Below are 25,523 nucleotides of genomic sequence, written 5' to 3'. Positions count from 1 at the left end.
ATTAATTGTACCAATTGTTTGGTCCTAAATGATAAGCGATGTCGATTGTATGAGGTTAGCAATGCCTTCAGGAAGTGAAGAACCGCAAAGGGATCCTGCGCTCAAGCGTAAAGCCTGGCTGGCGGTCTTTCTCGTCTCTACCCTGTTTTGGGTGGTGGTTGCTCTCCTGGCCTGGAAATATTGGGGTTAAATATGGCAGTGACGGTACGTACAGAAACGGTAAAACAGATGTGTCAGCATCGTGACAATGGCCACAGAGGGCGTAAAGCACCTGCGACTGTTGTACCCGCGTCCTGGAAACTGACGCCGCAGCAGCAAGCGTTTATTGATGTGTTCGCTGAAGACGAACCCAAAAAACAATAATTTAGTTAATTGCATAATGATGCAAATAGTCTGAATATCGACTCTGCACTTTTGTACTCTTTAATAAATACACATCAGCAATATAGCACTGAGGACTTACCTCGGAACTTTTAATAAATAATGCCTGGTGTCCCTATGATGAATAACATGACGTCTCACAAATACTGGTCATGGATCGGCGTTTTTACCGTGTCGATTCTGTTCTGGAGTCAGCTCATCTGGTTGGCCCTCCACTAAATTGTAAAACCTCGCTACGGCGGGGTTTTTTGTTTTTCCTTTCTGGACCAATCCTAAATTTATCAATTTGGGTTGTTATTAAAACGTTACGACATCTTTGTGTTATCTTTAATTACGGCCCTGATGATTGTCGGGGCATCTCTGTGATTAAGGAGGAGCTTATGTCGTTAACCCTACGCGAAGCCAGTAAGGACACGTTACAGGCAGAAAATAAAACCTGGCATTACTACAGCCTGCCGCTGGCCGCCAGAACGCTTGGGGACATTTCGCGTTTACCCAAGTCATTGAAAGTTTTACTGGAAAATCTATTGCGCTGGCAGGACGGTGACTCTGTCACCCTCGATGATATCCAGGCGCTGGCAGGGTGGCTAGAAAATGCCCATGCCGACAGAGAAATCGCCTACCGCCCGGCCAGGGTGCTGATGCAGGACTTTACCGGTGTTCCTGCCGTCGTTGATTTAGCCGCGATGCGCGAGGCCGTTAAGCGTCTCGGCGGAGATACGGCAAAAGTGAATCCGCTTTCCCCCGTTGACCTCGTCATTGACCACTCCGTAACCGTTGACCGCTTTGGTGATGACGACGCCTTTGGCGAGAACGTGCGTCTGGAGATGGAGCGCAACCACGAGCGTTACGTGTTCCTGAAGTGGGGACAGCAGGCGTTCAGCCGGTTTAGCGTGGTCCCGCCGGGTACCGGTATTTGTCACCAGGTGAATCTTGAATATCTGGGTAAAGCCGTCTGGAGTGAATTGCAGGATAAAGAGTGGGTCGCCTATCCGGACACGCTGGTGGGCACGGACTCTCATACCACCATGATCAACGGTTTGGGCGTGCTGGGCTGGGGCGTCGGAGGGATCGAAGCGGAAGCGGCTATGCTCGGCCAGCCGGTGTCCATGCTTATCCCTGACGTGGTGGGCTTCAAGCTCACCGGCAAGCTGTCTGAAGGCATTACCGCCACCGATCTGGTGCTCACCGTCACCCAGATGCTGCGTAAGCATGGTGTGGTGGGCAAGTTTGTAGAATTCTACGGTGATGGTCTGGATTCACTGCCGCTTGCCGACCGTGCCACCATTGCCAATATGGCGCCGGAATACGGTGCAACCTGCGGCTTTTTCCCCATCGATGACGTCACGCTGGAATACATGCGCCTTAGCGGGCGCAGCGAAGAGCAGGTCGCGCTGGTGGAGGCCTATACCAAAGCGCAGGGCATGTGGCGAAACCCGGGCGATGAACCGGTCTTCACCAGCACGCTTGAGCTCGATATGGGAAGCGTCGAGGCGAGCCTCGCCGGGCCGAAACGTCCGCAGGATCGGGTTGCGCTGAGTGACGTGCCAAAAGCCTTTGCCGCCAGCAATGCCCTGGAAGTGAACGTGGCGCAGAAAGACCACCGTCCGGTCGACTATGTTCTGAACGGACATCAGTATCAGCTCCCGGATGGCGCGGTTGTTATTGCGGCCATTACCTCCTGCACCAACACCTCGAACCCCAGCGTATTAATGGCGGCCGGTCTGTTGGCGAAAAAGGCGGTAGAGCTTGGGCTAAAACCTCAGCCATGGGTCAAGGCCTCGCTGGCACCGGGTTCCAAAGTGGTATCGGATTACCTGGCGCAGGCCAAACTGACGCCGTACCTTGACGAGCTGGGCTTTAACCTCGTGGGCTACGGCTGTACGACCTGTATTGGTAACTCCGGTCCGCTGCCTGAACCCATTGAAACGGCGATCAAGCAGGGTGACCTGACGGTAGGCGCGGTCCTGTCCGGTAACCGAAATTTTGAAGGGCGTATTCACCCGCTGGTGAAAACCAACTGGCTCGCCTCGCCGCCGCTGGTTGTGGCGTATGCCCTTGCAGGGAACATGAATATCAACCTGGCGACCGATCCAATTGGTCACGATCGCAAGAATGATCCTGTCTACCTGAAAGATATCTGGCCATCTTCGCGTGAAATCGCGCTGGCCGTTGAAAAGGTCTCAACCGAGATGTTCCGCAAAGAGTATGCGGAGGTCTTTGAAGGCACGCCGGAGTGGAAAACCATCAACGTCGTGGGCTCAGATACCTACGACTGGCAGGATGACTCTACCTATATTCGTCTGTCGCCGTTCTTTGACGAGATGCTGGCCGAGCCGGCACCGCTTAAGGATATCCACGGCGCGCGCATACTGGCGATGCTGGGAGATTCCGTCACGACCGACCATATCTCTCCGGCGGGGAGTATCAAAGCCGATAGCCCGGCAGGCCGTTATCTACAGAGCCGGGGCGTCGAACGCCGCGATTTTAACTCCTACGGCTCGCGTCGCGGCAATCATGAGGTCATGATGCGCGGGACCTTTGCCAACATTCGCATTCGTAACGAAATGGTACCGGGCGTGGAAGGGGGCATGACGCGCCATCTGCCGGGGACGGAAGTGGTTTCGATTTATGATGCTGCGGTCAAATATCAACAGGAAGGAACACCGCTGGCGGTGATCGCCGGGAAAGAGTACGGTTCCGGCTCCAGCCGCGACTGGGCGGCGAAAGGTCCGCGTCTGCTTGGCGTTCGCGTGGTTATCGCCGAATCGTTTGAACGTATTCATCGCTCGAATCTGATCGGTATGGGGATCCTGCCGCTTGAGTTCCCGCAGGGCGTGACGCGTAAAACGCTGGGACTGACCTGGGAAGAGCAGATTGAGATTAGCGGTCTGCAAAACCTGCAGCCGGGGAAAACGGTGCCGGTGAAGCTAACGCGGGCAGACGGGAAAACCGAGGTGCTGGATTGCCGGTGCCGTATTGATACGGCAACCGAGCTGACCTATTACCAGAACGACGGCATTTTACATTATGTGATTCGTAAGATGCTGGACTGATGAAACAAGCCCGGCGCGCGTGCCGGGCTTTTAGCATCACTCTTTCAGCAGATGGCCCATCTTGGCGGCTTTGGTATCAAGGTAGTGGGCGTTTTTCGGGTTACGGCCGACAATCAGCGGTACGCGCTCGACTATGTTGATCCCCGCTTCGGTCAGGATCTCCACTTTTTTCGGGTTATTGGTCAGCAGCCGAACTTCGTCCACGCCCAGCAGCTTGAACATATCGGCGCATAGGGTGAAGTCGCGTTCGTCAGCGGCAAAGCCGAGCTGATGGTTTGCTTCAACCGTATCGTAGCCCTGGTCCTGAAGCGCGTAGGCGCGGATTTTATTCAGGAGACCAATATTACGACCTTCCTGACGGTGATAAAGCAGCACACCGCGACCTTCTTCTGCAATATGAGACAGGGCGGCTTCCAGCTGGAAACCACAATCACAGCGGAGGCTGAACAGCGCGTCGCCGGTAAGACACTCTGAATGGACGCGGGACAGAACCGGCGTCTGCCCTGAAATGTCGCCATATACCAGCGCGACATGATCCTGTCCGGTTGCCAGTTCTTCAAAACCCACCATCAGGAAATCGCCCCATGGGGTTGGCAGTTTGGCTTCTGCCACACGTTTAAGCTGCATGTGATTCTCCAGAGTAGGCTGACACGTTTCGTGCCTTTGCCCTGTTTTGCTTTCTGTATCAGTTCATTTTGCCACAAGCTCAGCAGGTTCGCCTAATGGGCACCATGCTATATGAACGTTAAACGCACGATCCGACATATCCACCCAAAGGATTAATTTCAGTTATGATTGTGACGCTTAGCGAAAAAGGAGAAGACATGCTTTCAATCGCCAGACGTACGGCAGCAGGTGCGGCCATTTTACTGATTATGCCTCTGGCCGTATGGCTTTCAGGCTGGATGTGGCAGCCCGGGCATAATGCCACGTGGCTGAAAACGTTATACTGGATAACGGAAACGGTCACCCAGCCGTGGGGGATTATTACCCACGTACTCCTCTGCGCCTGGTTTCTGTGGTGCCTGCGCTTTCGTTTGCGCGCGGCGCTAATGCTCTTTGCGATCCTCGGGGGCGCTATCCTTGTCGGTCAGGGTGTGAAGTCCTGGGTTAAAGATCGCGTTCAGGAGCCACGTCCTTTTGTCATCTGGCTGGAAAAAACGCATCATGTTCCGGTGGATGAGTTCTACAATTTAAAACGTAAAGATCGTGGCGCGCTGGTGAAAGAACAGCTTGCGGAACAGCAGGATATCCCGAAATTCTTGCGTAAACACTGGCAGAAAGAGACCGGGTTCGCGTTTCCTTCCGGTCACACCATGTTTGCGGCCAGCTGGGCGTTGCTGGGGGTTGGGCTGCTTTGGCCAAGGCGTCGAACGATTACTATCGTGATTTTACTGGTCTGGGCGACGGGAGTCATGGGCAGCCGCTTGCTGCTGGGGATGCACTGGCCCCGGGACCTGGTCGTCGCCACGCTGATCTCATGGCTGCTGGTGACGCTGGCCACCTGGCTTTCTGAACGATTCTGCGGCCCGCTAACGCCACCGCCGGAAGAGAAAGAAGAAATAGCCGAAAGGGACCAAACGGACGCCTGACGGTTGATATTCCGTATTTTGCCCATAGATCCATGACCTGCGCGTCACTTTTTCCGTTTCGCGCTCGTCGCTAAAATGGTAGTTTATAAGGCTGATTGCGGTGAATTGAACACACTTTATTCGCTTGAACCACATAACGGGAAGTAATGTGAAATATTTACTCATTTTCTTACTGGTATTGGCGATTTTTGTCATTTCAGTCACGTTGGGTGCACAAAACGATCAGCAGGTGACGTTTAACTATCTGCTGGCTCAGGGTGAGTATCGCGTCTCGAGCCTGCTGGCGGTCTTATTTGCTGCCGGATTTGCCATTGGCTGGCTGGTTTGCGGTCTGTTCTGGCTGAAAGTCCGTGTTTCTCTTGCGCGCGCTGAACGTAAAATTAAGCGACTCGAAAATAACATTGCCCCTGCGTCTGACATCCCGGAAAGCTCTGGTGTGCCGGTCGTGAAGGAATAATCGACTATGCTGGAGTTGTTGTTTCTGCTTTTGCCTGTAGCCGCAGCCTATGGCTGGTATATGGGCCGCAGAAGTGCGCAACAAACAAAACAGGATGAGGCCAACCGCCTCTCCCGCGACTACGTTGCGGGGGTGAACTTCCTCCTGAGCAATCAGCAGGACAAAGCGGTAGACCTGTTCCTCGATATGCTGAAAGAGGATACGGGGACGGTTGAAGCGCATCTCACCCTGGGCAACCTGTTCCGCTCGCGCGGCGAGGTCGATCGCGCCATACGTATTCACCAGACCCTGATGGAAAGCGCCTCGCTGACCTACGATCAACGTCTCCTTGCGGTGCAACAGCTGGGGCGGGATTACATGGCCGCGGGGTTGTACGATCGCGCTGAAGATATGTTCGCGCAGCTGGTGGATGAAACAGATTTCCGCATCGGCGCGCTGCAGCAACTCCTGCAGATTTATCAGGCCACCAGCGACTGGCAGAAAGCCATTGATACCGCTGAACGTCTGGTGAAGCTGGGTAAAGATAAGCAGCGCGTTGAGATAGCCCATTTCTACTGTGAGCTTGCGCTTCAGCAGATGGGCAACGACGACATGGATAAAGCCATGGCGCTGCTGAAGAAAGGCGCCGCCGCGGACCGCAACAGCGCGCGAATCTCCATTATGATGGGGCGCGTCTTTATGGCGAATGGCGACTACGCCAAAGCCGTTGAAAGCCTGCTGCGGGTTATCGACCAGGACAAAGAGCTGGTCAGTGAAACGCTGGAAATGCTGCAAACCTGCTATCAACAGCTCGACAAGCAGGAAGAGTGGGTAGCATTCCTGCGTCGCTGCGTGGAAGAGAATACCGGCGCCACCGCTGAACTGATGCTCTCAGACGTTGTTGAGCAGTATGAGGGAAGCGACACCGCGCAGGTTTATATTACGCGTCAGCTGCAGCGTCATCCGACCATGCGGGTATTCCACAAGCTGATGGATTACCACCTGAACGATGCTGAAGAAGGGCGCGCCAAAGAGAGCCTGATGGTGCTGCGCGACATGGTTGGCGAACAGGTGCGCAGCAAGCCGCGCTATCGCTGTCAGAAGTGCGGTTTTACCGCGTATACGCTCTACTGGCACTGTCCTTCCTGCCGCGCCTGGTCCACCATCAAGCCAATCCGTGGCCTGGACGGGCAGTAATTTTTTAAAACGCCGCATTTTAGTTACAACATACTGATCGTTTTTCCCATATCCTGAACTCCGTGCGGTTTGTCGGCCTGGCAGGCGCGTAAATGGATCCTGTCAATTTGCGGCGTCGGCAGGTAGAATGCTGGCCGTTTATCTGTTCCGCGCCGCTGCGCGCCCATAGACGAAAAGGGCTGGTCATGACGTCTGTTACATCCTCCACTTCCCGCGTAATTACGGATTCTCCTGTTGTTGTTGCGCTTGATTACAATAAGCGTGACGCCGCACTGGCGTTTGTCGACGGCATCGACCCTCGCGACTGCCGTCTGAAAGTTGGCAAAGAGATGTTCACGCTGTTTGGACCGCAAATCGTTCGCGATCTGCAGCAGCGCGGCTTTGACGTTTTCCTCGATCTGAAATTCCACGATATCCCGAATACCACGGCGCACGCCGTTGCCGCAGCCGCAGAGCTGGGCGTATGGATGGTCAACGTCCATGCATCGGGTGGGGCAAGAATGATGACGGCCGCCCGCGAGGCGCTCCTGCAGTTCGGTAAAGATGCACCGCTGCTGATTGCGGTCACGGTGCTGACCAGTATGGACGAAAACGATCTTCGCGACCTGGGCGTGACGTTGTCACCCGCCGAGCATGCCGAACGTCTCGCACGTCTGACGCAGCATTGCGGCCTGGATGGCGTTGTTTGCTCCGCGCAGGAAGCGGTACGTTTCAAATCAGCGCTGGGCCAGGATTTTAAACTGGTCACGCCAGGGATCCGCCCTGCAGGCAGCGACGTGGGCGATCAGCGCCGCATTATGACGCCTGAGCAGGCGCTGGCTGCTGGCGTTGACTATATGGTCATCGGGCGTCCGGTGACGCAATCTGCCAACCCGGCTGAGACGCTTAAGGCTATCAATGCATCGCTGAAAAAGGGGGCGTAATGACCGATTCCAACAGCCGTCTGGTCTATTCAACCGATAGCGGGCGTATAGACGAGCCGAAAGCGAAAGTGGAACGTCCAAAGGGGGACGGCATCGTTCGGATCCAGCGTCAAACCAGTGGACGAAAAGGGAAAGGGGTTTGCCTTATCTCCGGCATTGACCTGGATGATGCTGAACTGGCAAAGCTGGCGGCCGAGTTAAAAAAGAAATGTGGCTGCGGCGGCGCCGTGAAAGACGGCATTATTGAAATCCAGGGAGATAAGCGCGATTTAATAAAATCTCTGCTGGAAGCCAAAGGTATGAAAGTCAAACTGGCAGGCGGTTAAAATAAATGAGCCACGGCAAATGCCGTGGCTCGTGTTATATACGTGCGTATGTCAGACCTGAAATGCGTTCAAATATCGCAATACCGGGGAAGGCTTAGATAATAATTATTTGCCAACCTGGTGACCGATAATACCACCGACAGCAGCGCCACCTAATGTACCCAGCGTACTACCATCCGTTAATACTGCACCACCGAGAGCACCGGCACCGGCACCAATAGCGGTGTTACGGTCACGTTGAGACCAGTTAGAGCACGCGCTCAGGGACATTGCTACAGTGATTGCCAGAACAGCGGCGGCTAATTTTTTGCTGGTTAAGGTCATAATACTTTCTCCTGAATTATCGATTCACGGAAAGATGTACACGTTAAGTATAGACGAATCGAATACTTAATTCTGTTCTCCGTGAAAGCTGGTCGCGCAGGCGTTACGTAATCACGCAGGTGATAGTCACTTCCTGTTATATCGCTAACATTAATTTTACGACTTTAATGCAGGTTAAACAGGTAAAAACTCTTAAAGAAGTACCAGGAATCATCTCAGAGAAAGAAGGGGCGTATGCGCCCGAAATTCGGGCGCGGAGGGGACTCAGGCGGTCGTTTTAATAATATTGACGATCAGCCCGTTATCTTCCAGCTTATTACGGTGCGCGTCGCTCAACCGTTCGTCGGTAATCACGCGGCTAAAGCGTGAAACGGGGCCCATCGTATAAGGGTGAACGGCGCCAAATTTAGAACTGTCGGTCAGCACAATGGCTTCACACTCTTTTTCCAGCACGGCATTCACCACGTCAGAGCGCATCATATCCCGGCCGGTAAAACCTGTCTCCGGCTGCCAGCCGTCAATCCCGATAAAGGCCTTGCTGAAATGAACCTGCTGGACATACTGACGGGTCAGCGGGCCTACCATGCTTTCACTTTTTTTCTGGTAAATACCGCCCAGCAGAATCACCTCGCAGCGCGTCTCTTTGAGCAAATGCGCGATATAGCTGCTGACGGTGATGATGGTAACGTCTTTTTGATCGGCAAGCGTGCGCGCCAGAAGGGCATTACTGCTGCCGTTTTCAATAAAGACGGTCTCGCCGTTGTTCACCAGGGACGCGGCAAACTCCGCCAGTTCACGTTTGAGCGCGTAGTTATTCATCATGCGCGTTTCGACGTCGTCACTGTCCAGCGGGACAGCATATCCGTGCGCGCGACGCAGGTAGCTCTGTTTTTCCAGCAGATTAAGATCCTGACGGATGGTGACTTCAGAAACGCCAGTGGTTTTAGCGAGATCGACTACGCTTACGCGTCCCTGATCGATGACCATCTGCAAAATAAGTTGTTGTCGGGAATTCATAGCATCCATTTAATAAAGCGAAACGAGGTCGGAGACGGTGGGATTAAACTTCCCACGGCGCTTTTGGCTGTCCGTTTTCTGGCGCATTGTCAGCACCATTCTGAGCAAGAAGTTCAGACTTCAGGATCTCGAGATTACGGATTGCAGAGTGATAATCGCCCGCCACCAGGATATCCAGCACGGTATCAATTCGTTGTGCTACAGCTTGTGCGTCAATAGTCGACATAATCTCACCCCAGGCGCGAAAAGTTAATATTTTCAATGATGCAGAAAATAGGATCAAAAGAGAAGGGAAAAAATGCAATAACTAAATTACATAAACGTAAGTGATAAATTTATTCCCCCTCATGCAGCAGGCTTAATGAGTGGATTAGTCTAAAACTGCGCGCAAGGCGCTTTTTTATAAGAGGAATTAGACTATGACAGTTATCAATCAGCCTACCTGCACACTGTTTACCGATACTGAACGGTTCACGCAGCTGTCAGGGTATTACGAGGCGGAGCGTCACACGGTCTGGATGATGCTGCGGGCTCAGCCACGTCCTTGCTTTAACCATGCGTTAATAGAGGAGATCATGAACTTTTCATGGCTGGTTCGCCAGTCTGGGTTTGCGGTTGATTTTTGGGTAACCGGATCGCTGGTTCCCGAGATGTACAATGCGGGCGGGGATTTACAGTTCTTCGTCGAGTGCATTCAGAACGGACGTCGGGAAGCGTTACGGGCGTACGCTCGCGCCTGCGTTGATTGCGTCCATGCGGCCTCGCGGGGGTTTGATACGGGAGCCATTACTCTGGCAATGGTCGAAGGCAGTGCGTTAGGGGGCGGGTTTGAGGCCGCTCTGGCACACCATTTCGTCCTGGCTCAGCGCGATGCCCGTTTAGGTTTCCCGGAGATTGCCTTCAACCTGTTTCCGGGGATGGGAGGATATTCCCTGGTTGCGCGCCGTGCAGGCATGAAGCTGGCGGAGGAACTCATCTACAAAGGGGAATCCCATACGGCTGAATGGTACGAACAGCACGGGCTGGTGGATGTCCTGTTTGAACCCGGACAAAGCTATGTTTCCACCCGAACCTTCATCGATACGCTGCGGCCAAAACTGAATGGCGTAAGGGCGATGCTGCGCGCCCGTACGCGCGTTCTGCAATTGCCCCGCAGTGAACTGATGGACATCACGGAAGACTGGGTAGATGCCGCTTTCTGCCTGGAGCCGAAAGATATCGCTTACATGGAGCGTCTGGTCACGCTGCAAAATCGCCATCACGCGGCGGGCCTGCGTAAAGCCAGTTAACGTTGATTTCGCGCTTGATATCGTTTTAGCCATCGCTCGAATGCGGCAGCGGGCATCGGCTTAGCAAACAGAAAACCCTGCCGTTCGTTGACGCCGTTCTTGGTCAGAAAGGCGTCTTCTTTTGCATTTTCCACACCCTCGGCAATCACCTGCAGATTTAACGCCTGCGCCACCGCGACGATAGCGCGCACCAGTGACTGGGAAATAGACTGCTTATGAATATCCCTGACGAAAGATTGATCGAGCTTAATGGCGTCGATAGGGAAACGGGCCAGCTGAGAAAGGGAAGAGTAGCCGGTGCCAAAATCATCCAGATGAATTTGCGCCCCGAGTCGGCTGAACTGCTGGATCACGGACAGCGCCAGCTCTTCATTCTCGATAAGACAGCTTTCGGTCAACTCGACGTCGACCGGGCAGTATTCAAAATTCAGATCCTTCAGCGCCTGCTTTAAGTCGCTGAAGATGGTCTGGTCGGCCAGCTGGCGTGCAGAGACGTTCACCGCCACGCGCAGGTTAATTCCCTTATCGCGCCATTTTGCCACCTGGCGAACCACGTCGAGCATCACCCAGCGGCCCAGCGGCACAATCAACCCCGACTCCTCGGCATAAGAGATAAACTCCAGCGGCGGGATCAGGCCGCGTTCTGGTGATTGCCAGCGGACCAGCGCTTCGAGGCTTCTGACTTCTCCGCGCCAGGTTATTTTCGGCTGATAGTGGATCAGAAGCTGATCGTTATCCAGTGCCTTGCGCAGGTTGGTATCCAGCCAGAGATACTCAAACACGCGCTGGTTCATCTCGGGTGAGAAGACGCAGAACTTGCCCCGGCCGTTCTCTTTGGCAGTGTACATGGCGGTATCGGCGTTGCGAATAACGCTTTCCCGGTCGTTCCCGTGCTGCGGGGCGAGGGCGATACCCAGGGAGCAGCCGGTATAAATCTCAATAAGACCGATTCGGAACGGCTGACGCAGGCGGGTTAAAATGCGCGACGCCATCGCCTCCAGAGAGCCCTGAGAGGTATTGGTAGCCATGACGATAAACTCATCACCGCCAAGTCGCGCCAGCACCTGTTCCTCGTCCAGGCAGCTTAAAATGGCGAGGGCGACGGCCTGTAACAGCTGATCGCCAAACATATGACCGTAAGCGTCGTTGACCTTTTTAAAGTTATCCAGATCGAGATACACCACGCCCACCTGCGTGTCGCCGCGGTTGTCGATGGCGTCAGAAATCAGGTCGTGGATCGCATTGCGGTTTGGCAGGCCGGTGATGGTATCGGTATTGGCCAGCACGCGCAGCCGCTCCTGAGCGCGGCGCTCCTCGGTAATATCGGTCCCGGAACAGATAAGGAAAATTTCATTTTTACCGCTGCCGCTGTGCACGAATTTGTTTCTGAACAGAAACAGACGCTGCCCTTTACGCGTTTTGATCCAGCGTTCGACTTCGTAGGAGCTGCCGTTGCGAAAAAAACCGGTAATATTGCGCTTTGAGGCTGCCGCTTCGCTGCGGCTCATAAACAGCTTAAATACGTTCTGACCAATGACTTCCTGCTCTTTCAGGCCGGTGTACTCTTCGCTAAGCCGGTTAAAACGCTGAATATTGCCGTGCTGATCGAGAATAACAATGACGGAGTTGGCCTCTGAGACAACCTGTTCCGCGAAAGAGAGCCCCTGAGCCAGATCGCGCGCTACGGAGGGCGTATCGTTCCAGGCGGAAGCGGTGCCTGCCCACTCGTTGCGGGTAATTTTACGGCCCACAAGATGAACCGGGACATCTTCCCCGTACAGGGAGAGCGACATGGAAATGCTGGAGGTAATAACGGTTAAATGACGGATGAGATCGGCCTGTTCATCGTCCAGCGCCACGACCTGAGTGACATCGGCATTTTCGCTGGTGGAAAGGTGCAGAGCGTTGCTGTCGGCTGACAGGCGCCACCACGGGCTGTGAGTCCCCATGTAGCGAAACAGCAAATTCTGCTCCAGATCGTCCATCATGTTTTCTCCCGCAGCTGTTCATTAGCGCACAAATTATTCATTTGCTGTCGACTTTTCCGTTGAGAAACAGCGGCAAAACCGAAGTGAACCTGTTGTTTTTCCCTGCTTTCTTATAATAAAACGAGTCAGGTGAAAAAGGATACTGAGCGTATAGAAATTCACGTAACCGAATATAACAACACTCTTTTACTGTAGATAATTATGGCGGTTTTGGGCGAAGGGATACTGAAAATAGTAAGGAAAAATAATGATTTTGTGGCGGGGATAAAAAGAAAAATTGCCGGCCCTTCCGGAAAGGAAATGACCGACAATTGAACCGGTTATCAGGCGACAGGGCGCGCGATAATACTGCGGGTTTCCATGCGAACTTCGGCGATAGTAACGTCAATCACGTCGGTGACTTTGTAAACTGTTTCACCTTTAATTTGCACGGTACCGTTTTCCTGGCTACAGACCATTTCGTCACGAACCGCATGCAGGAACGGCGCAGGAATAAACGCGACAGCACCGTTATCGACCAGACGGACGCGCATCCCCCCTCGGCTGATATCGATGATCTCTGCGGCGAAACGGGTGTCCGTACCGGCTTTATCCTGCAGGAAGCGCGCGTACAGCCAGTCTCCAACGTCACGTTCCGCCATGCGGTTCAGGCGGCGGCGATCGGCCATCTGCAGCGTGGTGTCCTCCTGCGGACGGGCAATGGTTGCACCTTTGATAATCGCTTTCAGCAGACGGTGGTTGACCATATCGCCATACTTACGGATCGGCGATGTCCAGGTGGCGTAAGCTTCGAGGCCAAGACCAAAGTGCGGGCCAGGTTCGGTGCTGATTTCAGCGAAGGACTGGAAGCGACGAATGCGGCTGTCCAGGAAACCCGACGGCTGCGCGTCCAGTTCGCGGCGAAGCTTGCAGAAGCCCGGCAGCGTCAGCACTTCTTCCGGATCAACGTGCACATCGTGAGTCTTCAGCAGGGCCGCCAGCGCTTCGGTATTCGCCGGATCAAACCCGGTGTGGACGTTGTAAATGCCAAAGCCCAGCTTGTCGCGAAGCACGCGTGCGGCACAGATGTTGGCGGAAATCATCGCCTCTTCAACGATGCGGTTCGCAATGCGTCGCGGTTCGGCCACGATGTCCAGCACTTCGCCTTTCTCGCCCAGAACAAAGCGATAGTCCGGGCGGTCTTTGAACACCAGTGCATGGGTTTTACGCCATTCGCCGCGGTTCAGGCAGATGCGATGCAGCAGACGGATTTGCGCGGCAATGGCGTCTGATTCAGGTTTCCAGCTACCGGTATTTTCAAGCCAGTCGGAGACGTTATCGTAGGCCAGCTTGGCTTTCGATTCGATGGTGGCGGCAAAGAACTCGATATCGTCTTCAATCGCGCCATCTGCGGCGATAGTCATGCGGCAGGCAAGGACCGGGCGCACTTCGTTTGGACGCAGCGAGCAGAGATCGTCTGACAATTCGCGCGGCAGCATCGGAATGTTGAAGCCTGGCAGGTAGTTAGTGAACGCACGGATTTTCGCGGCGTCATCCAGCTTGCTGCCTTCGGCAATCCAGGCGGTTGGATCGGCAATGGCGACGGTCAAATGGAGTTTGCCATCGGCGCCCTCTTCAGCGTACAGCGCGTCATCCATATCTTCCGTGCTGGCGCTGTCGATGGTGACAAACTCCAGCGCGGTGAGATCGCGGCGCGTCAGACCTTCGTCCTGCATCTCGGTCGCTACGCCGTTCGGCGCTTCTTTTTCAAGATTATGGCGTGCCAGCGTGACCCACCATGGCACGAAATGGTCGGCGCCAAAGGTGATGAACTGGGTCAGCTCAGCATAAAAACCGCGATCGCCTTTCAGAGGATGACGGCGCATTTCTGCTACGGCCCAGTCACCTTCTTTAAAATCATGCTCAACGCCACGGGCGGCGCGGCAGGGAATGGCATCTTTCAGCAGGGGATGATCCGGCACGATAGCAAGACGATCGTCTTTTCTCTGCACCTTACCCACAAAACGGGTCAGGAACGGTTCGATCAGTTCTTCCGGCTCGGCAGACTCGCGGTCCTTCTCGGTATGAATGACGGCCTTGACGCGATCGCCATGCATCACTTTCTTCATCTGCGGTGGCGGAATGAAGTAGCTTTTCTGCGCGTCAACCTCAAGGAAGCCAAAGCCCTTTTCCGTGGCTTTTACGACCCCTTCTGCACGCGGCGTCTGGGAATGCAGTTGCTGTTTAAGCTGCGCTAGCAGCGGGTTGTCCTGAAACATAATGTTCTATTTTCGTAGCCATTGAGCGGCTGACAGTTTTACGCGATTCTCACTGTCTCAGCAAGCGCTCTTTGGGTAATTAGTATGGTTATTCCTCTTTACCAAACGCGACTTTCAAACGATTGAGCCAGCCGTCAAACGCGCTCCGGGTAAGCAGCATGATGGCATGTTCGCCGGGGAGTCCTTGATCCGTTAGCGGGGTAAACTGCGCGGCGCTGAAGCGGTCCGGAGAGCGCGTCAGCAGTTCGACCGCCGCCGAAAGTGCGGGGGACGTCAGCGGGATCGCTTCGCGGGTGTTTAACAGGATCTCTCCGGTCAGGTCGAGCAGCGACGGCTCGTGGCAAAGGACCGGCGTCAGCGCCTCCAGCGCGGGTTCTGCCTGCCAGCGAGACAGCGACTCAAGCTGATGCGCACTCGCATAGCGCAGCTCGACGACGGGCAACAGCGGCACCCAGGCGGCGTGGCTCGCGGGCAGAGTTTGCGGCTGAATATGATGGCCTGGCAACCAGCGAACAGGGTGTCCTAACAACGCCTGAAAAATCGCGACCACGCGCGCCTGAAAACCGATAAACCCGATAATCTGGCTAATCACCACAATGTCATACGTCGACAGGCCAACCTCATCAAGCTGGTTCTGCGCTTTATCATCGATGACATCAGGGGAGCTGGCGAGCTGGCGGGCATACTGCGTAATTTGCGCCAGACGTCTGTTGCTTTCGCGCGAGGAGTCCGGGCCGGGAAGCGGGGCGAGGAGGGCGGCGTAATGGTTACAGAGCCGCTGAACCCCACAGGCCTGTGCGACCGTTAGCGCGGTGCTGAGCCGATCGTAGGCGCTGAGCGTATGCAGACGGTTCACGGGAATTGAGAGCGGAAACAGCTGGTGGCATAAGGCTCTGGCAGGGGTAAGCCAGCCAGAACAGGCGGCGACAATCTCATCAGGCAGGGCTAAATCGAGCAAAAAACGATCGTCGACGTTAGCGGCTTCGGGCACCAGAGGCAGAACATCTGTCTGCGCGTGGTTCGACTGGGTCTCGTGATACCAGTGGCCTTTGCCGGAAAAACGGCGTTGTTCCATGTGCGTTCCTTGATCTCAAAATGGCGATCAATATCCTGGCGTAAGGCAGATAAAGGGAAAAATATTGTTAGGTGATAACAAATAGCAGAACGGAATAACGAAGGGGCGGTGCGGGGGGAAAACTCTCTTCCCGGAAGGGAAGAGAGTCACAGCTTATTTAATTTCCAGCTCGTTCATTGCAGCGATGTTGAAGCCGCCGTCAACGTGAACCACTTCGCCGGAGATACCAGCGGAAAGGTCAGAGCACAGGAATGCCGCAGAGTTACCCACATCTTCAATGGTAACGGTACGACGAATCGGGGTAACCGCTTCGCAGTGTGCCAGCATTTTACGGAAATCTTTAATACCGGAAGCTGCCAGGGTGCGGATAGGACCTGCAGAGATGGCGTTAACGCGCACGCCTTCAGGACCCATTGCGTTCGCCATGTAGCGTACGTTGGCTTCCAGAGACGCTTTCGCCAGACCCATAACGTTGTAGTTAGGGATAGCACGCTCAGCGCCCAGGTAGGACAGGGTCAGCAGGGCTGCGCCCGGGTTCAGCATCGCGCGGCAGGATTTCGCCATCGCAACGAAGCTGTAGGAGCTGATGTCGTGAGCGATTTTGAAGCCATCACGGGTAACCGCGTTCACGTAGTCGCCGTCCAGCTGGTCGCCAGGAGCGAAGCCAATGGAGTGAACGAAACCGTCGAATTTCGGCCATGCTTTTGCCAGTTCAGCAAACATGCCGTCGATGCTTTCGTCTTGTGCAACGTCACATTCCAGAACAATGCTGGAACCCAGCTGCGCGGCAAACTCTTCAACACGGCCTTTCAGCTTGTCGTTCTGGTAGGTGAACGCCAGCTCAGCGCCTTCGCGATGCATTGCCTGTGCGATGCCGTATGCGATGGACAGTTTGCTGGCAACGCCAGTTACCAGAATGCGCTTACCGGAAAGAAAACCCATAGCTTTAATCCTTATATTCATTGCTAATTTTGCCTTGTAATTCATAGCGTTACAGGCAGTATTTCAAAATCATTCGAAATTAGCTCGAAATTATAGCCCACTCACAGCCCCTTGTGTCACGATATTTCTCGCTGTTTTCCGAAGACGCCTGCCCCGAAGAATGCGCCGCGGACTCGCGGGGGCTCAAAATTTCAGCATTCGTCCAGTATATCACCCGGCAACAGCTTCGCCTCATCCAACCAGCGAGGAAGCGCGATCCCGCAAGGGTATTCACGCTTTCCTGAGGTTGTCGATGAAGCGCGCGATGACGATAAAGAAAACCGGTACGAAGAAAATGGCGAGAAGCGTACCGCTAATCATGCCGCCAAATACGCCGGTACCGATGGCATGCTGCGTACTGTCGCTCGCCCCACGGGCCAGCATCAACGGAACAACCCCTAAGGTGAAGGCTAACGACGTCATCAGAATAGGGCGCAGGCGCTGGCCGGCGGCATGAATGGTTGCCGCCAGCAGGGGCTGCCCCTGGCGATGGAGCTGCCTCGCAAATTCAACAATCAGAATGGCGTTCTTGGCCGACAGGCCGATAAGCGTAATCAGGCCGACCTTGAAGAAAACGTCATTTGTCATGCCGGCAACAGACACCGCTATCACCGCGCCGATAAGGCCCAGCGGAACGACCAGCATGACCGCAAATGGAATAGACCAGCTCTCATACAGGGCGGCGAGCACCATAAACACGACCAGTATCGACAGGACGATAAGGCCCGGAAGCTGAGATTCCGATTTTCTCTCCTGCAATGAGCTCCCGGCCCACTCGCCCGCCATGCCCAGAGGTAAATCTCTGGACAAACTCTCCATAACCTTCATTGCGGTGCCGCTGGACGCTCCCGGCGCCGCACTTCCGGTAATGCGAATAGCCGAATATCCCTGATAACGCGTCAACTGCTGCGGCGCAACGTGCCAGGAAAGCGTGGCAAACGTTGATACCGGCACCATCTGCCCCATCCGGTTTTTCACTGATAATGTCAGTATCTGCTCAGGCTGCATTCGGTAGGGCGCATCGGCCTGAATAATCACCTGCTGAACTCGGCCGTTGTTCGTATAGTCATTGACGTAATTTGAGCCCAGGGTGACGGAGAGCGTCTGGTTGATTTCATCAAATGAGACGCCCATCGCTTCCGCCTTTTCTCTGTCCACCTGGAGCGCAAGGCTTGTTCCTTCCGGAAGCCCGTCTATATACACGTCACTCAGTTCAGGGCGCTGGTTGGCCTGCATGACCAGCGCGTCGGCAGCGCGCTTTAACGCCTCGTAGCCCAGTCCCGCTCTGTCCTGCACGTACCAGGTGAAGCCCGACGAAGTGCCCATATCCGAAATGGCCGGCGGGAGCAGGCTCATCGTGACGGCATCAGAGATGTTCGCCATGCTGGCCTGTATCTGGTCGGCTTCCCCCTGGGCCGTCGAGCCCTGCCGATCTTTCCAGTCCTTCAGCGTGGTGAAGGCCATAGCCGAGTTTGGTCCTGAACCTGAAAACCCAAACCCCAGGATCATAATGTAGCTTTCAATATCCGGCCGGGCCGCAATTTCCTCTTCAAATTTTTTAACCACGTTGAGGGTGCGCTGCATCGTGGCATCAGAAGGCAGCTGGATTGAGGACATAAAGTAGCCCTGATCTTCGTCCGGCAGAAAGGACGACGGTAACGAAGACAATCCCAGAAATAGCGCAGCACAAAGCGCAGCGTACAGGAGCAGCATACGCCCGGTTCGCTTCAGAACGGCACCCAGCCCGGCTTCGTAACAGGCGGTGAGCGCACGAAAGCGCGCGTTAAACCCGACCGCGAACCTTCCGCCTCCGCTCTTTCCTGCCTGATGCGGCTTGAGTAGCGTTGCGCACAGGGCAGGCGTCAGCGTCAGGGCAAGAAACGCGGACAGCAGTATGGAGACCGCCATGGAAATACAAAATTGTCGGTAGATAATCCCGACGGACCCTTCCGCAAACCCCATGGGGATAAAGACGGCGGTAAGCACCAGCGTGATGCCAATAATCGCCGGGGTGATTTCCTGCATAGCTTGCCGCGTGGCGTCACGCGGGGACAGGCTTTTTTCCTCCATCAGCCGTTCAACGTTTTCTACGACCACAATGGCATCATCAACGATAATCCCTATCGCCAGCACCATGCCGAACATCGTCAGAATATTGATGGAGTAGCCGCTCAATAGCATCACGGTGAAGGTGCCAAGAAGTGCGACGGGAGCAACAATCGCCGGGATAAGCGTGCAGCGTATCTTGTGCAGAAACAGCAGCATAACCAGGAAGACCAGGACCATTGCTTCCACAAATGTCTGAACAACTTTCATGATAGAAAGTTTCACAAATGGCGCGGTGTCGAAGGGGATCGTAAATGCCATTCCTTCAGGTAGCACCCGGGAAAGCTCGTCGATGCGCGCCCGTACGCCGGAAGCCGTACTCATTGCATTCGCGCCTGGCGAGAGCTGAATTGCCGCCGCCGTTGCGGGCACGCCATTTTCACGGATACCAAAGGCGTAGCTTTGCAGGCCAGATTCAATCCGCGCAATGTCGGACAGTTTCAGGCGGGCGCCGGATGCGTCAGATTTCAGGGTGATATTCCTGAACGCCTCAACCGAGGAGAGTTGTCCCTTCACGGTGATGGGATACGTCACCCCTTGTCCTGCAGATGCTGGCTCATCTCCCGTTTTGCCGGGCGACACAAGGGCATTTTGCTGGCCAACGGCGGTAAGAACATCGCTCACCGAAAGCCCGTAGCCGTGGAGCTTCATGGGATCCAGCCAGATGCGCAGCGCTTTTTCGCCGCCAAACAGCTGAACTTTCCCTACGCCGGGCACGCGACGAAGCTCGTCACTGACGTTTCTGGCAAAATAGTCGCTTAAATCGGCTTCCTCAAATTGACCCGTCGCGGACTTCAGCCCCACCATCATTAAAAAGCCAGAGTTAGCGGCCTCAACGTTAATGCCGTTTTGCCTTACCGCCTGAGGTAGACGAGGCTCGACGATCTTAATCTGATTCTGCAGATCCATCTGCGCCAGCTTGATGTCCGTGCCCGGTTTAAACGTGACGGTAATCGATGCCGAACCGGTTGTGTCACTGGATGATTCAAAGTAGAGCAAATTATCTACGCCAGAGATTTCGCGCTCGATTAATGACACCACCGACGTATTCATGATGTCGGGGCTGGCCCCCGGGTAACTGACGGAAATAATGATTCCCGGCGGTGCCACCGCCGGATACTGCGCAACCGGCAAACGGGGAATAGACAGAAGTCCCGCCAGAACGATAAAAAGCGCCACTACCCAGGCGAAAACGGGGCGTTCAATAAAAAAATGCGGCATTAAATTAACGTCCCGTTACGTGAGTTTCATCATCAGTGGATACGCGCTTACCGATATCCCTGAGCTGCGAAAATTTCTCAAGAAGCTGCGGCGCGTCATCGAGGCTCGTCGCGAACATCCACATGTAGGTCATCACTGAGTAAATATGTCCGGCGGTGATGCCGCTTGAGCGCGTCATCCAGACGATGGTCAGTGTAAAAAGCGCGGCAACAAGCACGCCGACCCACAAATAGCCCCACGCCTCGCGGTCAGATAGTGCGATACGTAAACGCGCCAGCGCGGAGTAATGTCGGTGAAGGGTAGCCGTGCCCGCCTTATGAACATAATCCACTTCTTTTTCCAGCCGATTATTCAGGCGCATGAACAGCCATTCATTTTTACGGGCATATCCTGAGACAAATCCGAGCAGAATAAATACAATCGCAAAGCACATGACGCCGGCCCAAAACTCAATAAACAGCAACATGATGGCGGCACCAAAAAGTGAGCTCAGCGAGGTAATAAGCAGGGGAAGGTGCATTTCAAAGAAATCCACATATTCGCGCGAGAGCGTTACCCTGGCGGCGATCGCCGAATGGTTAAGCTGGTATTTGCGCTGTGCCAGGACGACGGAAACCGCGAGTCCGGCATAAATGCGTGCAAACGTGCGCGTGTCGATGCTCCGTCTGGCTGCACCGATGAACCACATACAAAGTACCATCAGGCCATACAGCGCGGCGTTAAGCGTTTCACCGGCGAGGATGGCATTTATCGCGATGCCTGCCAGAACGGGATAAAGTAAAAAAGTTACGTTTTCGGCCACCACCAGGAAGAAAATGACAGCCAGTTTTTTTCGGTGCCGTATCGCGAGTTTTTTAAGCGAGCGCATCACACCGGCAGGTTCAGAAGAACGAAAATTATTATTACGGTTCATCATTATGGGTAAGTCATGTCAGACTTTTCAGTGAGTTATTTTTGTGTAAAAGAGTGAGGTAGAGACTCTACCGCGCGCCTGTTTAGCGTACATGGGCGGTTTATGGAGGACGTGTGGAGCAGCGGCTCAAATCATTCTCATAATGAGGTACAGCGGTGCTCCGCCAAAAAAAATGATCAAATAACACTCGTAGTAAAAGACCAGATCCTCGATATCGGGCATCGCGTTTAACAGCACGGTGAACGTAATAATGAGATAGACAAAAATCACTATTAGCCAGAAGGCGATGACAAGCAGCTCAGTCAACGCGCCAGCTTTATTTTGTATTATCAGAGAGACAACCGACAATGCGATGCAGCCATAGATAATGGGGGAAGAGAGCAGCGTCGAGGCGACTTTTTCATCCATTCTGTGCACCAGCACCAGCCAGGTATAAAGTAATCCCCACGACAGCAGCAGAAACAGGGAATATATGCCCAGTTTTTTAGGTGAGAAATATTTAGAAAGTTCCATGTTCATTATTTCAGCCAACTTCATAAAATCTTTAAGAAACAGTGGTAATTTGCAACGCGCAATGCACAAAGGGTTATGCCTCAATAGCGATTTTGAACGGACATTGTCGAGTCTTTATTGACTGAATGTGTAGGCTGTGTGGAGAAATAACCGGGCATTTAAATCAACCGGGAAATTTTCGTCACCACGGCACTTTTTCGCGGAGGCTGTGTCTTATTGTGCTAAAGATATCTGATAGCGTGCTCAAAGGGATTTCACCCACGGAGATAAAATGCACAAAAATACGCTGATCCTTATTGTTGAAGATGAAGACGAAATCGCCGATATACTGATGAGCTACTTAGAGCGTTCGGGAATGAAAACGCTCAGAGCCAGGCAGGGCGAACAGGCCATAACGCTCAATCGCCTCCATAAACCGGATCTCATATTGCTGGACATTCACCTGCCCGTATGTGACGGCTGGAGCGTACTTACCACGCTTCGTCAGGAAAGTTCTGTCCCGGTCATTATGGTTTCCGCTCTCGATCAGGATGTCGATAAGCTCATGGGGCTGAGGTTGGGCGCGGATGATTACGTAATCAAACCCTTCAACCCTTCTGAGGTTGTCGCACGGGTTGAGGCGGTGCTGCGCAGGACAAAAACTGCGCTTCAGCAGGCGGGTTCTCTGCCGCTCAGAACGCCCTTTATTACGGTCTATCCGGATGATTTCTACGTGGAAGTCACCGTGGGCGAAGAGGTCATCTCCCCGGTATTAACGACGACCGAATTTAAATTACTTACCTGGCTGATGCGATATCCGCGAAAGGTCTGTTCCCGCGAAGAGTTACTCAACGCGTGTCTGCCGGAAGGTGATACGCTCGACAGAACGGTCGACAGCCATATGAGCAAGCTGCGTAAAAAACTGGAGCTTGCCGGCCTTTACGGTGTTCCCGAGAGCATCAGAGGCATGGGCTACCGGCTTGGGGAAAAGAAATGAACAAAGAGTCTGTCCTGAGTCGTCAGATCTTAACGTATATGCTGTTGCTGACGTTTACGATAATTGCCATCGCCATACTCGGCTCATGGTTTTTTTACTCCTTTATTCTGGATCACCTCCCGGGCGGCCCTGCAGCGGGCGATGACGAGCAGATGACGATGTGGGACTGGGCATGGATTGGGACCGCGACTACGATCAGTATGATTATTGCCCTCTTTTTCACGGTCAAACTATCATCGCGAATCCTCACCCCGCTAAACGCGGTAGCGTCCAGCCTGAAAAAGATTTCTCAGGGCGATCTGGACGCCAGGGCATTTTGCGCCAGTTCCCGGCTGGGTGAGATCAATCACCTGGTGACGGATTTCAATGAAATGGCGGAAAAATTACAGACGCTGGATATTCAGAGGAAATCCTGGAATGCCGCTATTGCACATGAGCTGAGAACGCCGGTCACGATTTTGCGCGGACGGCTTCAGGGGTTGGTTGACGGCGTTTTTACCCCGGATCCGGTGCTGTTTAATAATCTTCTCAAACAGACGGAAGGGTTAACCCGTCTGATTGAAGATCTCCGGGTTGTCAGTTCGAATGGCGGGGCGGGATACACGCTGTGCCAGTCAAGAACGGATCTAAAAGGGACAATACAGAACGCACTCGATACGTTCATGCCCGAGTTCAGCCGTAAGGCGTTTACCGTCAATACAGACCTGAGGGAGCAGCAATGCGTATTTGATCCAATACGCATCAATCAGTGTCTGACCGTTTTATTTGATAATGCCTTACACTATTCAACCTCGCGCACGCTCATCGTGAAAAATGGCGTTTCTGATAAAGGCAATTATATCCTTATTCAGGACGGGGGACCGGGCATCCCCAGAGAGTTTCATGATTTCCTGTTTCAACCCTTTCAGCGCGATAATGGCGCCAGACATGTGAACCCGGAAGGCTGTGGTTTGGGCTTATCGGTGGTAAAAGCCATCATGCTGGCTCATGGTGGCGATGTTACCTATACCTTATCGACGCAAAACCACTCGATATTTAAACTCACCTGGCCCGTCTCGTGAGCTTCAGCGGCAGGTCAAATGTGCCTGCCGGCGATAAATGCCATATTTTTCCTAACTTAGCATCCCATTCCTGCGGGGTAATCGTCAGTTTACCGCGTCTCGGGCTTAAGGTTATTTCGCTGAAATAGATTTCATCTTTTTTTAGCATAAGGTCAACGCGGCAGTAGTCAATTCCATGCGCCAGTTCCTGGGAGGCCAACAGTGCCTGGCGGAACAAAAGCGGTTCGCCAGGCGTTGCTGAAGTATTCGGATATTCCATCCGGAAGGGTTGTAAGTTCCAGTGCCTGTCATAAACGTTGATAAACCCTTTGCCGTTCTCATCCGTAAAATCCGCTTCTACATAGTGGGCAACGCCGTGAAAGCAATGGATCCTCAGCATTTCGGGCGTTGTGTTCCTGTCAGCATCGTCGAAGAGATCGACATACGGCTCGCAAAGTATACTCGGCGTAATGTTTTTGTACTGCCATTCGCGCGTGGTGTAGTAAAGATTTTTCTTTAACGCGAGGCTCAGTTTTTTACACGCTTCTCTTTCATTAAATTGCGCTTTGTTTGTACATATTATTGTGCTGCCGCTGTCATGGTTGCACTTAAGGACGAATTTGTCAGGAAGAACTGAAAAATCAATCTGCGACGGCCGGGTATAAACGCCAATTAATGGCACCGTTTTCACGCGCGTTGTTCTGGAGGAAACGTATGCCCGAACGGCGAGTTTATCGGCAAGCATCGTATAGAAGTTATTATGGTCATAGACCAGACGATGACATATTTTTTCGCTCAACGTCGTGGGCGAGTTAATGTCAGGGGTTTCCCCTGTTGTTTTCTTAAGCCTTAGAGTATGAAAGTGTAGGTCCGTCATTAAAAATGAACGGCATTTTCTGATGAGATACTCTGTGTATTTTAAAACGTAAGTGGCGGTGTTCATTTCTTCTCCTCCGTAATGTCCGGATATTCTGGAGAAGAACTGTTGATTGATATTGCTTAAAATATGGAGCAGGGATGGAGACGAAAAATTAAAGGATTAAATAGCGTACGCAGGCTATTTAATCCTTAATTTAATGGGGTGATTTTTGCTGAGCGTCGCGCTTAGCGGTCCTTTCTCCACGCATCGGCGGTCAATGCTTCACCGAAATGACCGGCAATCAGCCGTTTTGTCAGCTCATGAAGCGGAGAGGCCATCACATCCGCGGTGCTGCCGCGCTCGACCACTTCACCCTGGTGCATGACCATCACCTGATCGCTGATGTGCTTCATCATTCCCAGATGTTGGGTGACGTAGATATACGAGATCCCCTGTTTTTCCTGCAATTCCAGCATCAGGTTAATCAGCTGCGAGCGCATCGACATATCCAGCGAGGCAAGCGCTTCATCCGCAATGATCACTTTTGGCCGCAAAATCAACGCACGCGCCAGTCCCAGGCGCTGTTTCTGACCGGGGGCCAGCATATGCGGGTAGTAGCTTTCGTGATCCGGTAACAGTCCAACCATACGCAGGGTTTCAAATACGCGCTTACGGCGCGCTTCAGGCTCCAGGTCTGTGTTCAGACGCAGCGGAAAATCGAGGATCTGCGAAATGCGCTGGCGCGGGTTAAGCGAGGTAGACGGATCCTGGAAGATCATGCGGATGCGCTGGCTGCGGAAAGAGTAATCGCCGAACGTCAGAGGATGATCGTCAATCAACACCTCGCCTGCAGTCGGTTCAACCATGCCGGCGAGCATTTTCGCCAGGGTGGATTTCCCGGAACCGTTCTCGCCGATGATCGCCAGGGTCTGTTTTTCACGCAGCGTAAAGCTCAGCGGCTTCACCGCGTCGACAGTTTGACGATGAAACAGCCCCGTGCGGTAGCGAAAGGTCTTACTCAGGTTGCGAACTTCCAGTAAGGTTTCGACCAT

Annotated in this window: 25 protein-coding genes; 12 read left to right on the top strand and 13 right to left on the bottom strand. The window is 53.6% G+C overall.

The annotated features are described in order from the left end of the window. Positions 1 to 49 precede the first annotated feature (49 nt). The 4 genes from ACJ69_RS08095 (at position 50) to acnA (ending at position 3,437) form a co-directional block, all read left to right on the top strand. On the top strand, positions 50 to 190 hold the full coding sequence (locus ACJ69_RS08095) for a YmiA family putative membrane protein (RefSeq protein WP_213327741.1): 141 nt from the start codon (positions 50 to 52) through the stop codon (positions 188 to 190). A gap of 2 nt (positions 191 to 192) precedes the next feature. After that, positions 193 to 363 carry a hypothetical protein gene (locus ACJ69_RS25470; RefSeq protein WP_032656727.1) on the top strand — a complete coding sequence of 57 codons (171 nt, stop codon included), beginning with the start codon at positions 193 to 195 and terminating at the stop codon, positions 361 to 363. Between the two features lie 138 nt (positions 364 to 501). After that, positions 502 to 600 (top strand): small membrane protein YmiC, encoded by a 99-nt coding sequence (ymiC, locus tag ACJ69_RS25685; RefSeq protein ID WP_032623144.1) that lies wholly within the window; start codon positions 502 to 504, stop codon positions 598 to 600. Between the two features lie 161 nt (positions 601 to 761). After that, positions 762 to 3,437 carry an aconitate hydratase AcnA gene (gene acnA, locus ACJ69_RS08080; protein WP_059346866.1) on the top strand — a complete coding sequence of 892 codons (2,676 nt, stop codon included), beginning with the start codon at positions 762 to 764 and terminating at the stop codon, positions 3,435 to 3,437. Positions 3,438 to 3,473: 36 nt separating this feature from the next. Here the strand turns inward: acnA and ribA are convergent, their stop codons facing one another. Further along, positions 3,474 to 4,064, bottom strand: coding sequence for a GTP cyclohydrolase II (ribA, locus tag ACJ69_RS08075; protein ID WP_008501210.1), 591 nt, complete (start codon positions 4,062 to 4,064; stop codon positions 3,474 to 3,476). 197 nt (positions 4,065 to 4,261) lie between these two features. On the opposite strand from ribA, the gene pgpB reads away from it, so the two are divergent. The 5 genes from pgpB to yciH all read left to right on the top strand — a co-directional run bounded on the left by pgpB (position 4,262) and on the right by yciH (position 7,911). Beyond that, a complete protein-coding gene (pgpB, locus tag ACJ69_RS08070; protein WP_054829760.1) occupies positions 4,262 to 5,029 on the top strand; it encodes a phosphatidylglycerophosphatase B in 768 nt (255 codons plus the stop codon). A gap of 148 nt (positions 5,030 to 5,177) precedes the next feature. Then, complete coding sequence (locus ACJ69_RS08065; protein WP_023312067.1) at positions 5,178 to 5,486, top strand: LapA family protein; 309 nt, start codon at positions 5,178 to 5,180, stop codon at positions 5,484 to 5,486. A 6-nt stretch (positions 5,487 to 5,492) separates the two neighbouring features. Continuing rightward, positions 5,493 to 6,662 carry a lipopolysaccharide assembly protein LapB gene (lapB, locus tag ACJ69_RS08060; RefSeq protein WP_023335944.1) on the top strand — a complete coding sequence of 390 codons (1,170 nt, stop codon included), beginning with the start codon at positions 5,493 to 5,495 and terminating at the stop codon, positions 6,660 to 6,662. 185 nt (positions 6,663 to 6,847) lie between these two features. Beyond that, a complete protein-coding gene (gene pyrF, locus ACJ69_RS08055) occupies positions 6,848 to 7,585 on the top strand; it encodes an orotidine-5'-phosphate decarboxylase (protein WP_054829761.1) in 738 nt (245 codons plus the stop codon). Beyond that, entirely contained in the window at positions 7,585 to 7,911 is a 327-nt protein-coding gene (gene yciH / locus ACJ69_RS08050) for a stress response translation initiation inhibitor YciH (RefSeq protein WP_023312064.1), read from the top strand. Before pyrF ends, yciH begins: the two co-directional genes overlap by 1 nt. Before the next feature lie 105 nt (positions 7,912 to 8,016). On the opposite strand, the gene osmB is transcribed toward yciH, so the two are convergent. The 3 genes from osmB to ACJ69_RS08035 all read right to left on the bottom strand — a co-directional run bounded on the left by osmB (position 8,017) and on the right by ACJ69_RS08035 (position 9,478). Next, positions 8,017 to 8,235 (bottom strand): osmotically-inducible lipoprotein OsmB, encoded by a 219-nt coding sequence (gene osmB / locus ACJ69_RS08045; protein WP_054829755.1) that lies wholly within the window; start codon positions 8,233 to 8,235, stop codon positions 8,017 to 8,019. A gap of 264 nt (positions 8,236 to 8,499) precedes the next feature. Further along, positions 8,500 to 9,252, bottom strand: a complete 753-nt coding sequence (yciT, locus tag ACJ69_RS08040) for a DNA-binding transcriptional regulator YciT (RefSeq protein ID WP_059346865.1) — start codon at positions 9,250 to 9,252, stop codon at positions 8,500 to 8,502. Between the two features lie 43 nt (positions 9,253 to 9,295). Next, a complete protein-coding gene (locus ACJ69_RS08035; protein ID WP_029740522.1) occupies positions 9,296 to 9,478 on the bottom strand; it encodes a YciZ family protein in 183 nt (60 codons plus the stop codon). A 193-nt stretch (positions 9,479 to 9,671) separates the two neighbouring features. Here ACJ69_RS08035 and ACJ69_RS08030 point away from each other — a divergent pair, with 193 nt between their 5' ends. After that, a complete protein-coding gene (locus ACJ69_RS08030) occupies positions 9,672 to 10,541 on the top strand; it encodes a crotonase/enoyl-CoA hydratase family protein (protein WP_054829756.1) in 870 nt (289 codons plus the stop codon). On the opposite strand, the gene pdeR is transcribed toward ACJ69_RS08030, so the two are convergent. The 7 genes from pdeR to crrC form a co-directional block, all read right to left on the bottom strand. Beyond that, on the bottom strand, positions 10,538 to 12,529 hold the full coding sequence (pdeR, locus tag ACJ69_RS08025) for a cyclic di-GMP phosphodiesterase (protein ID WP_029740520.1): 1,992 nt from the start codon (positions 12,527 to 12,529) through the stop codon (positions 10,538 to 10,540). The genes ACJ69_RS08030 and pdeR overlap by 4 nt on opposite strands. 323 nt (positions 12,530 to 12,852) lie before the next feature. Continuing rightward, positions 12,853 to 14,787: an exoribonuclease II gene (locus ACJ69_RS08020; protein ID WP_059346864.1), complete on the bottom strand. Its 1,935-nt coding sequence runs from the start codon at positions 14,785 to 14,787 to the stop codon at positions 12,853 to 12,855. 88 nt (positions 14,788 to 14,875) lie between these two features. Then, complete coding sequence (locus ACJ69_RS08015) at positions 14,876 to 15,862, bottom strand: CMD domain-containing protein (protein WP_059346863.1); 987 nt, start codon at positions 15,860 to 15,862, stop codon at positions 14,876 to 14,878. A 153-nt stretch (positions 15,863 to 16,015) separates the two neighbouring features. Beyond that, positions 16,016 to 16,804 carry an enoyl-ACP reductase FabI gene (gene fabI, locus ACJ69_RS08010; RefSeq protein ID WP_003856831.1) on the bottom strand — a complete coding sequence of 263 codons (789 nt, stop codon included), beginning with the start codon at positions 16,802 to 16,804 and terminating at the stop codon, positions 16,016 to 16,018. Positions 16,805 to 17,074: 270 nt separating this feature from the next. Continuing rightward, positions 17,075 to 20,170 carry a multidrug efflux RND transporter permease subunit gene (locus ACJ69_RS08005; RefSeq protein ID WP_059346862.1) on the bottom strand — a complete coding sequence of 1,032 codons (3,096 nt, stop codon included), beginning with the start codon at positions 20,168 to 20,170 and terminating at the stop codon, positions 17,075 to 17,077. Between the two features lie 4 nt (positions 20,171 to 20,174). Next, positions 20,175 to 21,086: an ABC transporter six-transmembrane domain-containing protein gene (locus tag ACJ69_RS08000; protein ID WP_155616772.1), complete on the bottom strand. Its 912-nt coding sequence runs from the start codon at positions 21,084 to 21,086 to the stop codon at positions 20,175 to 20,177. 123 nt (positions 21,087 to 21,209) lie between these two features. Then, a complete protein-coding gene (gene crrC, locus ACJ69_RS07995; RefSeq protein ID WP_047648706.1) occupies positions 21,210 to 21,596 on the bottom strand; it encodes a colistin resistant protein CrrC in 387 nt (128 codons plus the stop codon). A 271-nt stretch (positions 21,597 to 21,867) separates the two neighbouring features. Between crrC and ACJ69_RS07990 the strand changes: the two genes are divergently transcribed. Both ACJ69_RS07990 and ACJ69_RS07985 read left to right on the top strand, forming a co-directional pair. After that, complete coding sequence (locus tag ACJ69_RS07990; protein WP_059346861.1) at positions 21,868 to 22,572, top strand: response regulator; 705 nt, start codon at positions 21,868 to 21,870, stop codon at positions 22,570 to 22,572. Then, the gene (locus tag ACJ69_RS07985) at positions 22,569 to 23,633 is read left to right on the top strand and encodes an ATP-binding protein (RefSeq protein ID WP_059346860.1); all 1,065 of its coding nucleotides are present in this window, start codon (positions 22,569 to 22,571) and stop codon (positions 23,631 to 23,633) included. Before ACJ69_RS07990 ends, ACJ69_RS07985 begins: the two co-directional genes overlap by 4 nt. Here ACJ69_RS07985 and ACJ69_RS07980 read toward each other — a convergent pair. After that, positions 23,614 to 24,555, bottom strand: a complete 942-nt coding sequence (locus ACJ69_RS07980) for an ATP-grasp fold amidoligase family protein (RefSeq protein ID WP_059346859.1) — start codon at positions 24,553 to 24,555, stop codon at positions 23,614 to 23,616. The two genes, ACJ69_RS07985 and ACJ69_RS07980, sit on opposite strands and share 20 nt — an antisense overlap. Positions 24,556 to 24,716: 161 nt before the next feature. Continuing rightward, positions 24,717 to 25,523 carry a putrescine export ABC transporter ATP-binding protein SapF gene (gene sapF / locus ACJ69_RS07975; protein WP_023312051.1) on the bottom strand — a complete coding sequence of 269 codons (807 nt, stop codon included), beginning with the start codon at positions 25,521 to 25,523 and terminating at the stop codon, positions 24,717 to 24,719.

It is taken from the genome of Enterobacter asburiae (assembly GCF_001521715.1).
Lineage (GTDB): Bacteria > Pseudomonadota > Gammaproteobacteria > Enterobacterales > Enterobacteriaceae > Enterobacter > Enterobacter asburiae.
Note: the sequence above shows the minus strand (reverse complement) of the source record. Positions and strands in the feature narration are given on the sequence as shown.

Bases quoted from the DNA above. Each gene is read 5' to 3' on its own strand.
- ACJ69_RS25470 (WP_032656727.1), top strand. From the start codon at position 193: ATGGCAGTGACGGTACGTACAGAAACGGTAAAACAGATGTGTCAGCAT.
- sapF (WP_023312051.1), bottom strand. From the start codon at position 25,523: ATGGTCGAAACCTTACTGGAAGTTCGCAACCTGAGTAAGACCTTTCGC.
- ribA (WP_008501210.1), bottom strand. From the start codon at position 4,064: ATGCAGCTTAAACGTGTGGCAGAAGCCAAACTGCCAACCCCATGGGGC.
- pdeR (WP_029740520.1), bottom strand. From the start codon at position 12,529: ATGATGGACGATCTGGAGCAGAATTTGCTGTTTCGCTACATGGGGACT.
- ACJ69_RS08095 (WP_213327741.1), top strand. From the start codon at position 50: ATGAGGTTAGCAATGCCTTCAGGAAGTGAAGAACCGCAAAGGGATCCT.
- crrC (WP_047648706.1), bottom strand. From the start codon at position 21,596: ATGGAACTTTCTAAATATTTCTCACCTAAAAAACTGGGCATATATTCC.
- yciH (WP_023312064.1), top strand. From the start codon at position 7,585: ATGACCGATTCCAACAGCCGTCTGGTCTATTCAACCGATAGCGGGCGT.
- ACJ69_RS08015 (WP_059346863.1), bottom strand. From the start codon at position 15,862: ATGGAACAACGCCGTTTTTCCGGCAAAGGCCACTGGTATCACGAGACC.
- yciT (WP_059346865.1), bottom strand. From the start codon at position 9,252: ATGAATTCCCGACAACAACTTATTTTGCAGATGGTCATCGATCAGGGA.
- ACJ69_RS08000 (WP_155616772.1), bottom strand. From the start codon at position 21,086: ATGATGAACCGTAATAATAATTTTCGTTCTTCTGAACCTGCCGGTGTG.
- ACJ69_RS08005 (WP_059346862.1), bottom strand. From the start codon at position 20,170: ATGCCGCATTTTTTTATTGAACGCCCCGTTTTCGCCTGGGTAGTGGCG.
- ACJ69_RS08030 (WP_054829756.1), top strand. From the start codon at position 9,672: ATGACAGTTATCAATCAGCCTACCTGCACACTGTTTACCGATACTGAA.
- ACJ69_RS07985 (WP_059346860.1), top strand. From the start codon at position 22,569: ATGAACAAAGAGTCTGTCCTGAGTCGTCAGATCTTAACGTATATGCTG.
- osmB (WP_054829755.1), bottom strand. From the start codon at position 8,235: ATGACCTTAACCAGCAAAAAATTAGCCGCCGCTGTTCTGGCAATCACT.
- ACJ69_RS08020 (WP_059346864.1), bottom strand. From the start codon at position 14,787: ATGTTTCAGGACAACCCGCTGCTAGCGCAGCTTAAACAGCAACTGCAT.
- lapB (WP_023335944.1), top strand. From the start codon at position 5,493: ATGCTGGAGTTGTTGTTTCTGCTTTTGCCTGTAGCCGCAGCCTATGGC.
- ACJ69_RS07980 (WP_059346859.1), bottom strand. From the start codon at position 24,555: ATGAACACCGCCACTTACGTTTTAAAATACACAGAGTATCTCATCAGA.
- ACJ69_RS08035 (WP_029740522.1), bottom strand. From the start codon at position 9,478: ATGTCGACTATTGACGCACAAGCTGTAGCACAACGAATTGATACCGTG.
- pgpB (WP_054829760.1), top strand. From the start codon at position 4,262: ATGCTTTCAATCGCCAGACGTACGGCAGCAGGTGCGGCCATTTTACTG.
- ymiC (WP_032623144.1), top strand. From the start codon at position 502: ATGAATAACATGACGTCTCACAAATACTGGTCATGGATCGGCGTTTTT.
- fabI (WP_003856831.1), bottom strand. From the start codon at position 16,804: ATGGGTTTTCTTTCCGGTAAGCGCATTCTGGTAACTGGCGTTGCCAGC.
- acnA (WP_059346866.1), top strand. From the start codon at position 762: ATGTCGTTAACCCTACGCGAAGCCAGTAAGGACACGTTACAGGCAGAA.
- ACJ69_RS07990 (WP_059346861.1), top strand. From the start codon at position 21,868: ATGCACAAAAATACGCTGATCCTTATTGTTGAAGATGAAGACGAAATC.
- pyrF (WP_054829761.1), top strand. From the start codon at position 6,848: ATGACGTCTGTTACATCCTCCACTTCCCGCGTAATTACGGATTCTCCT.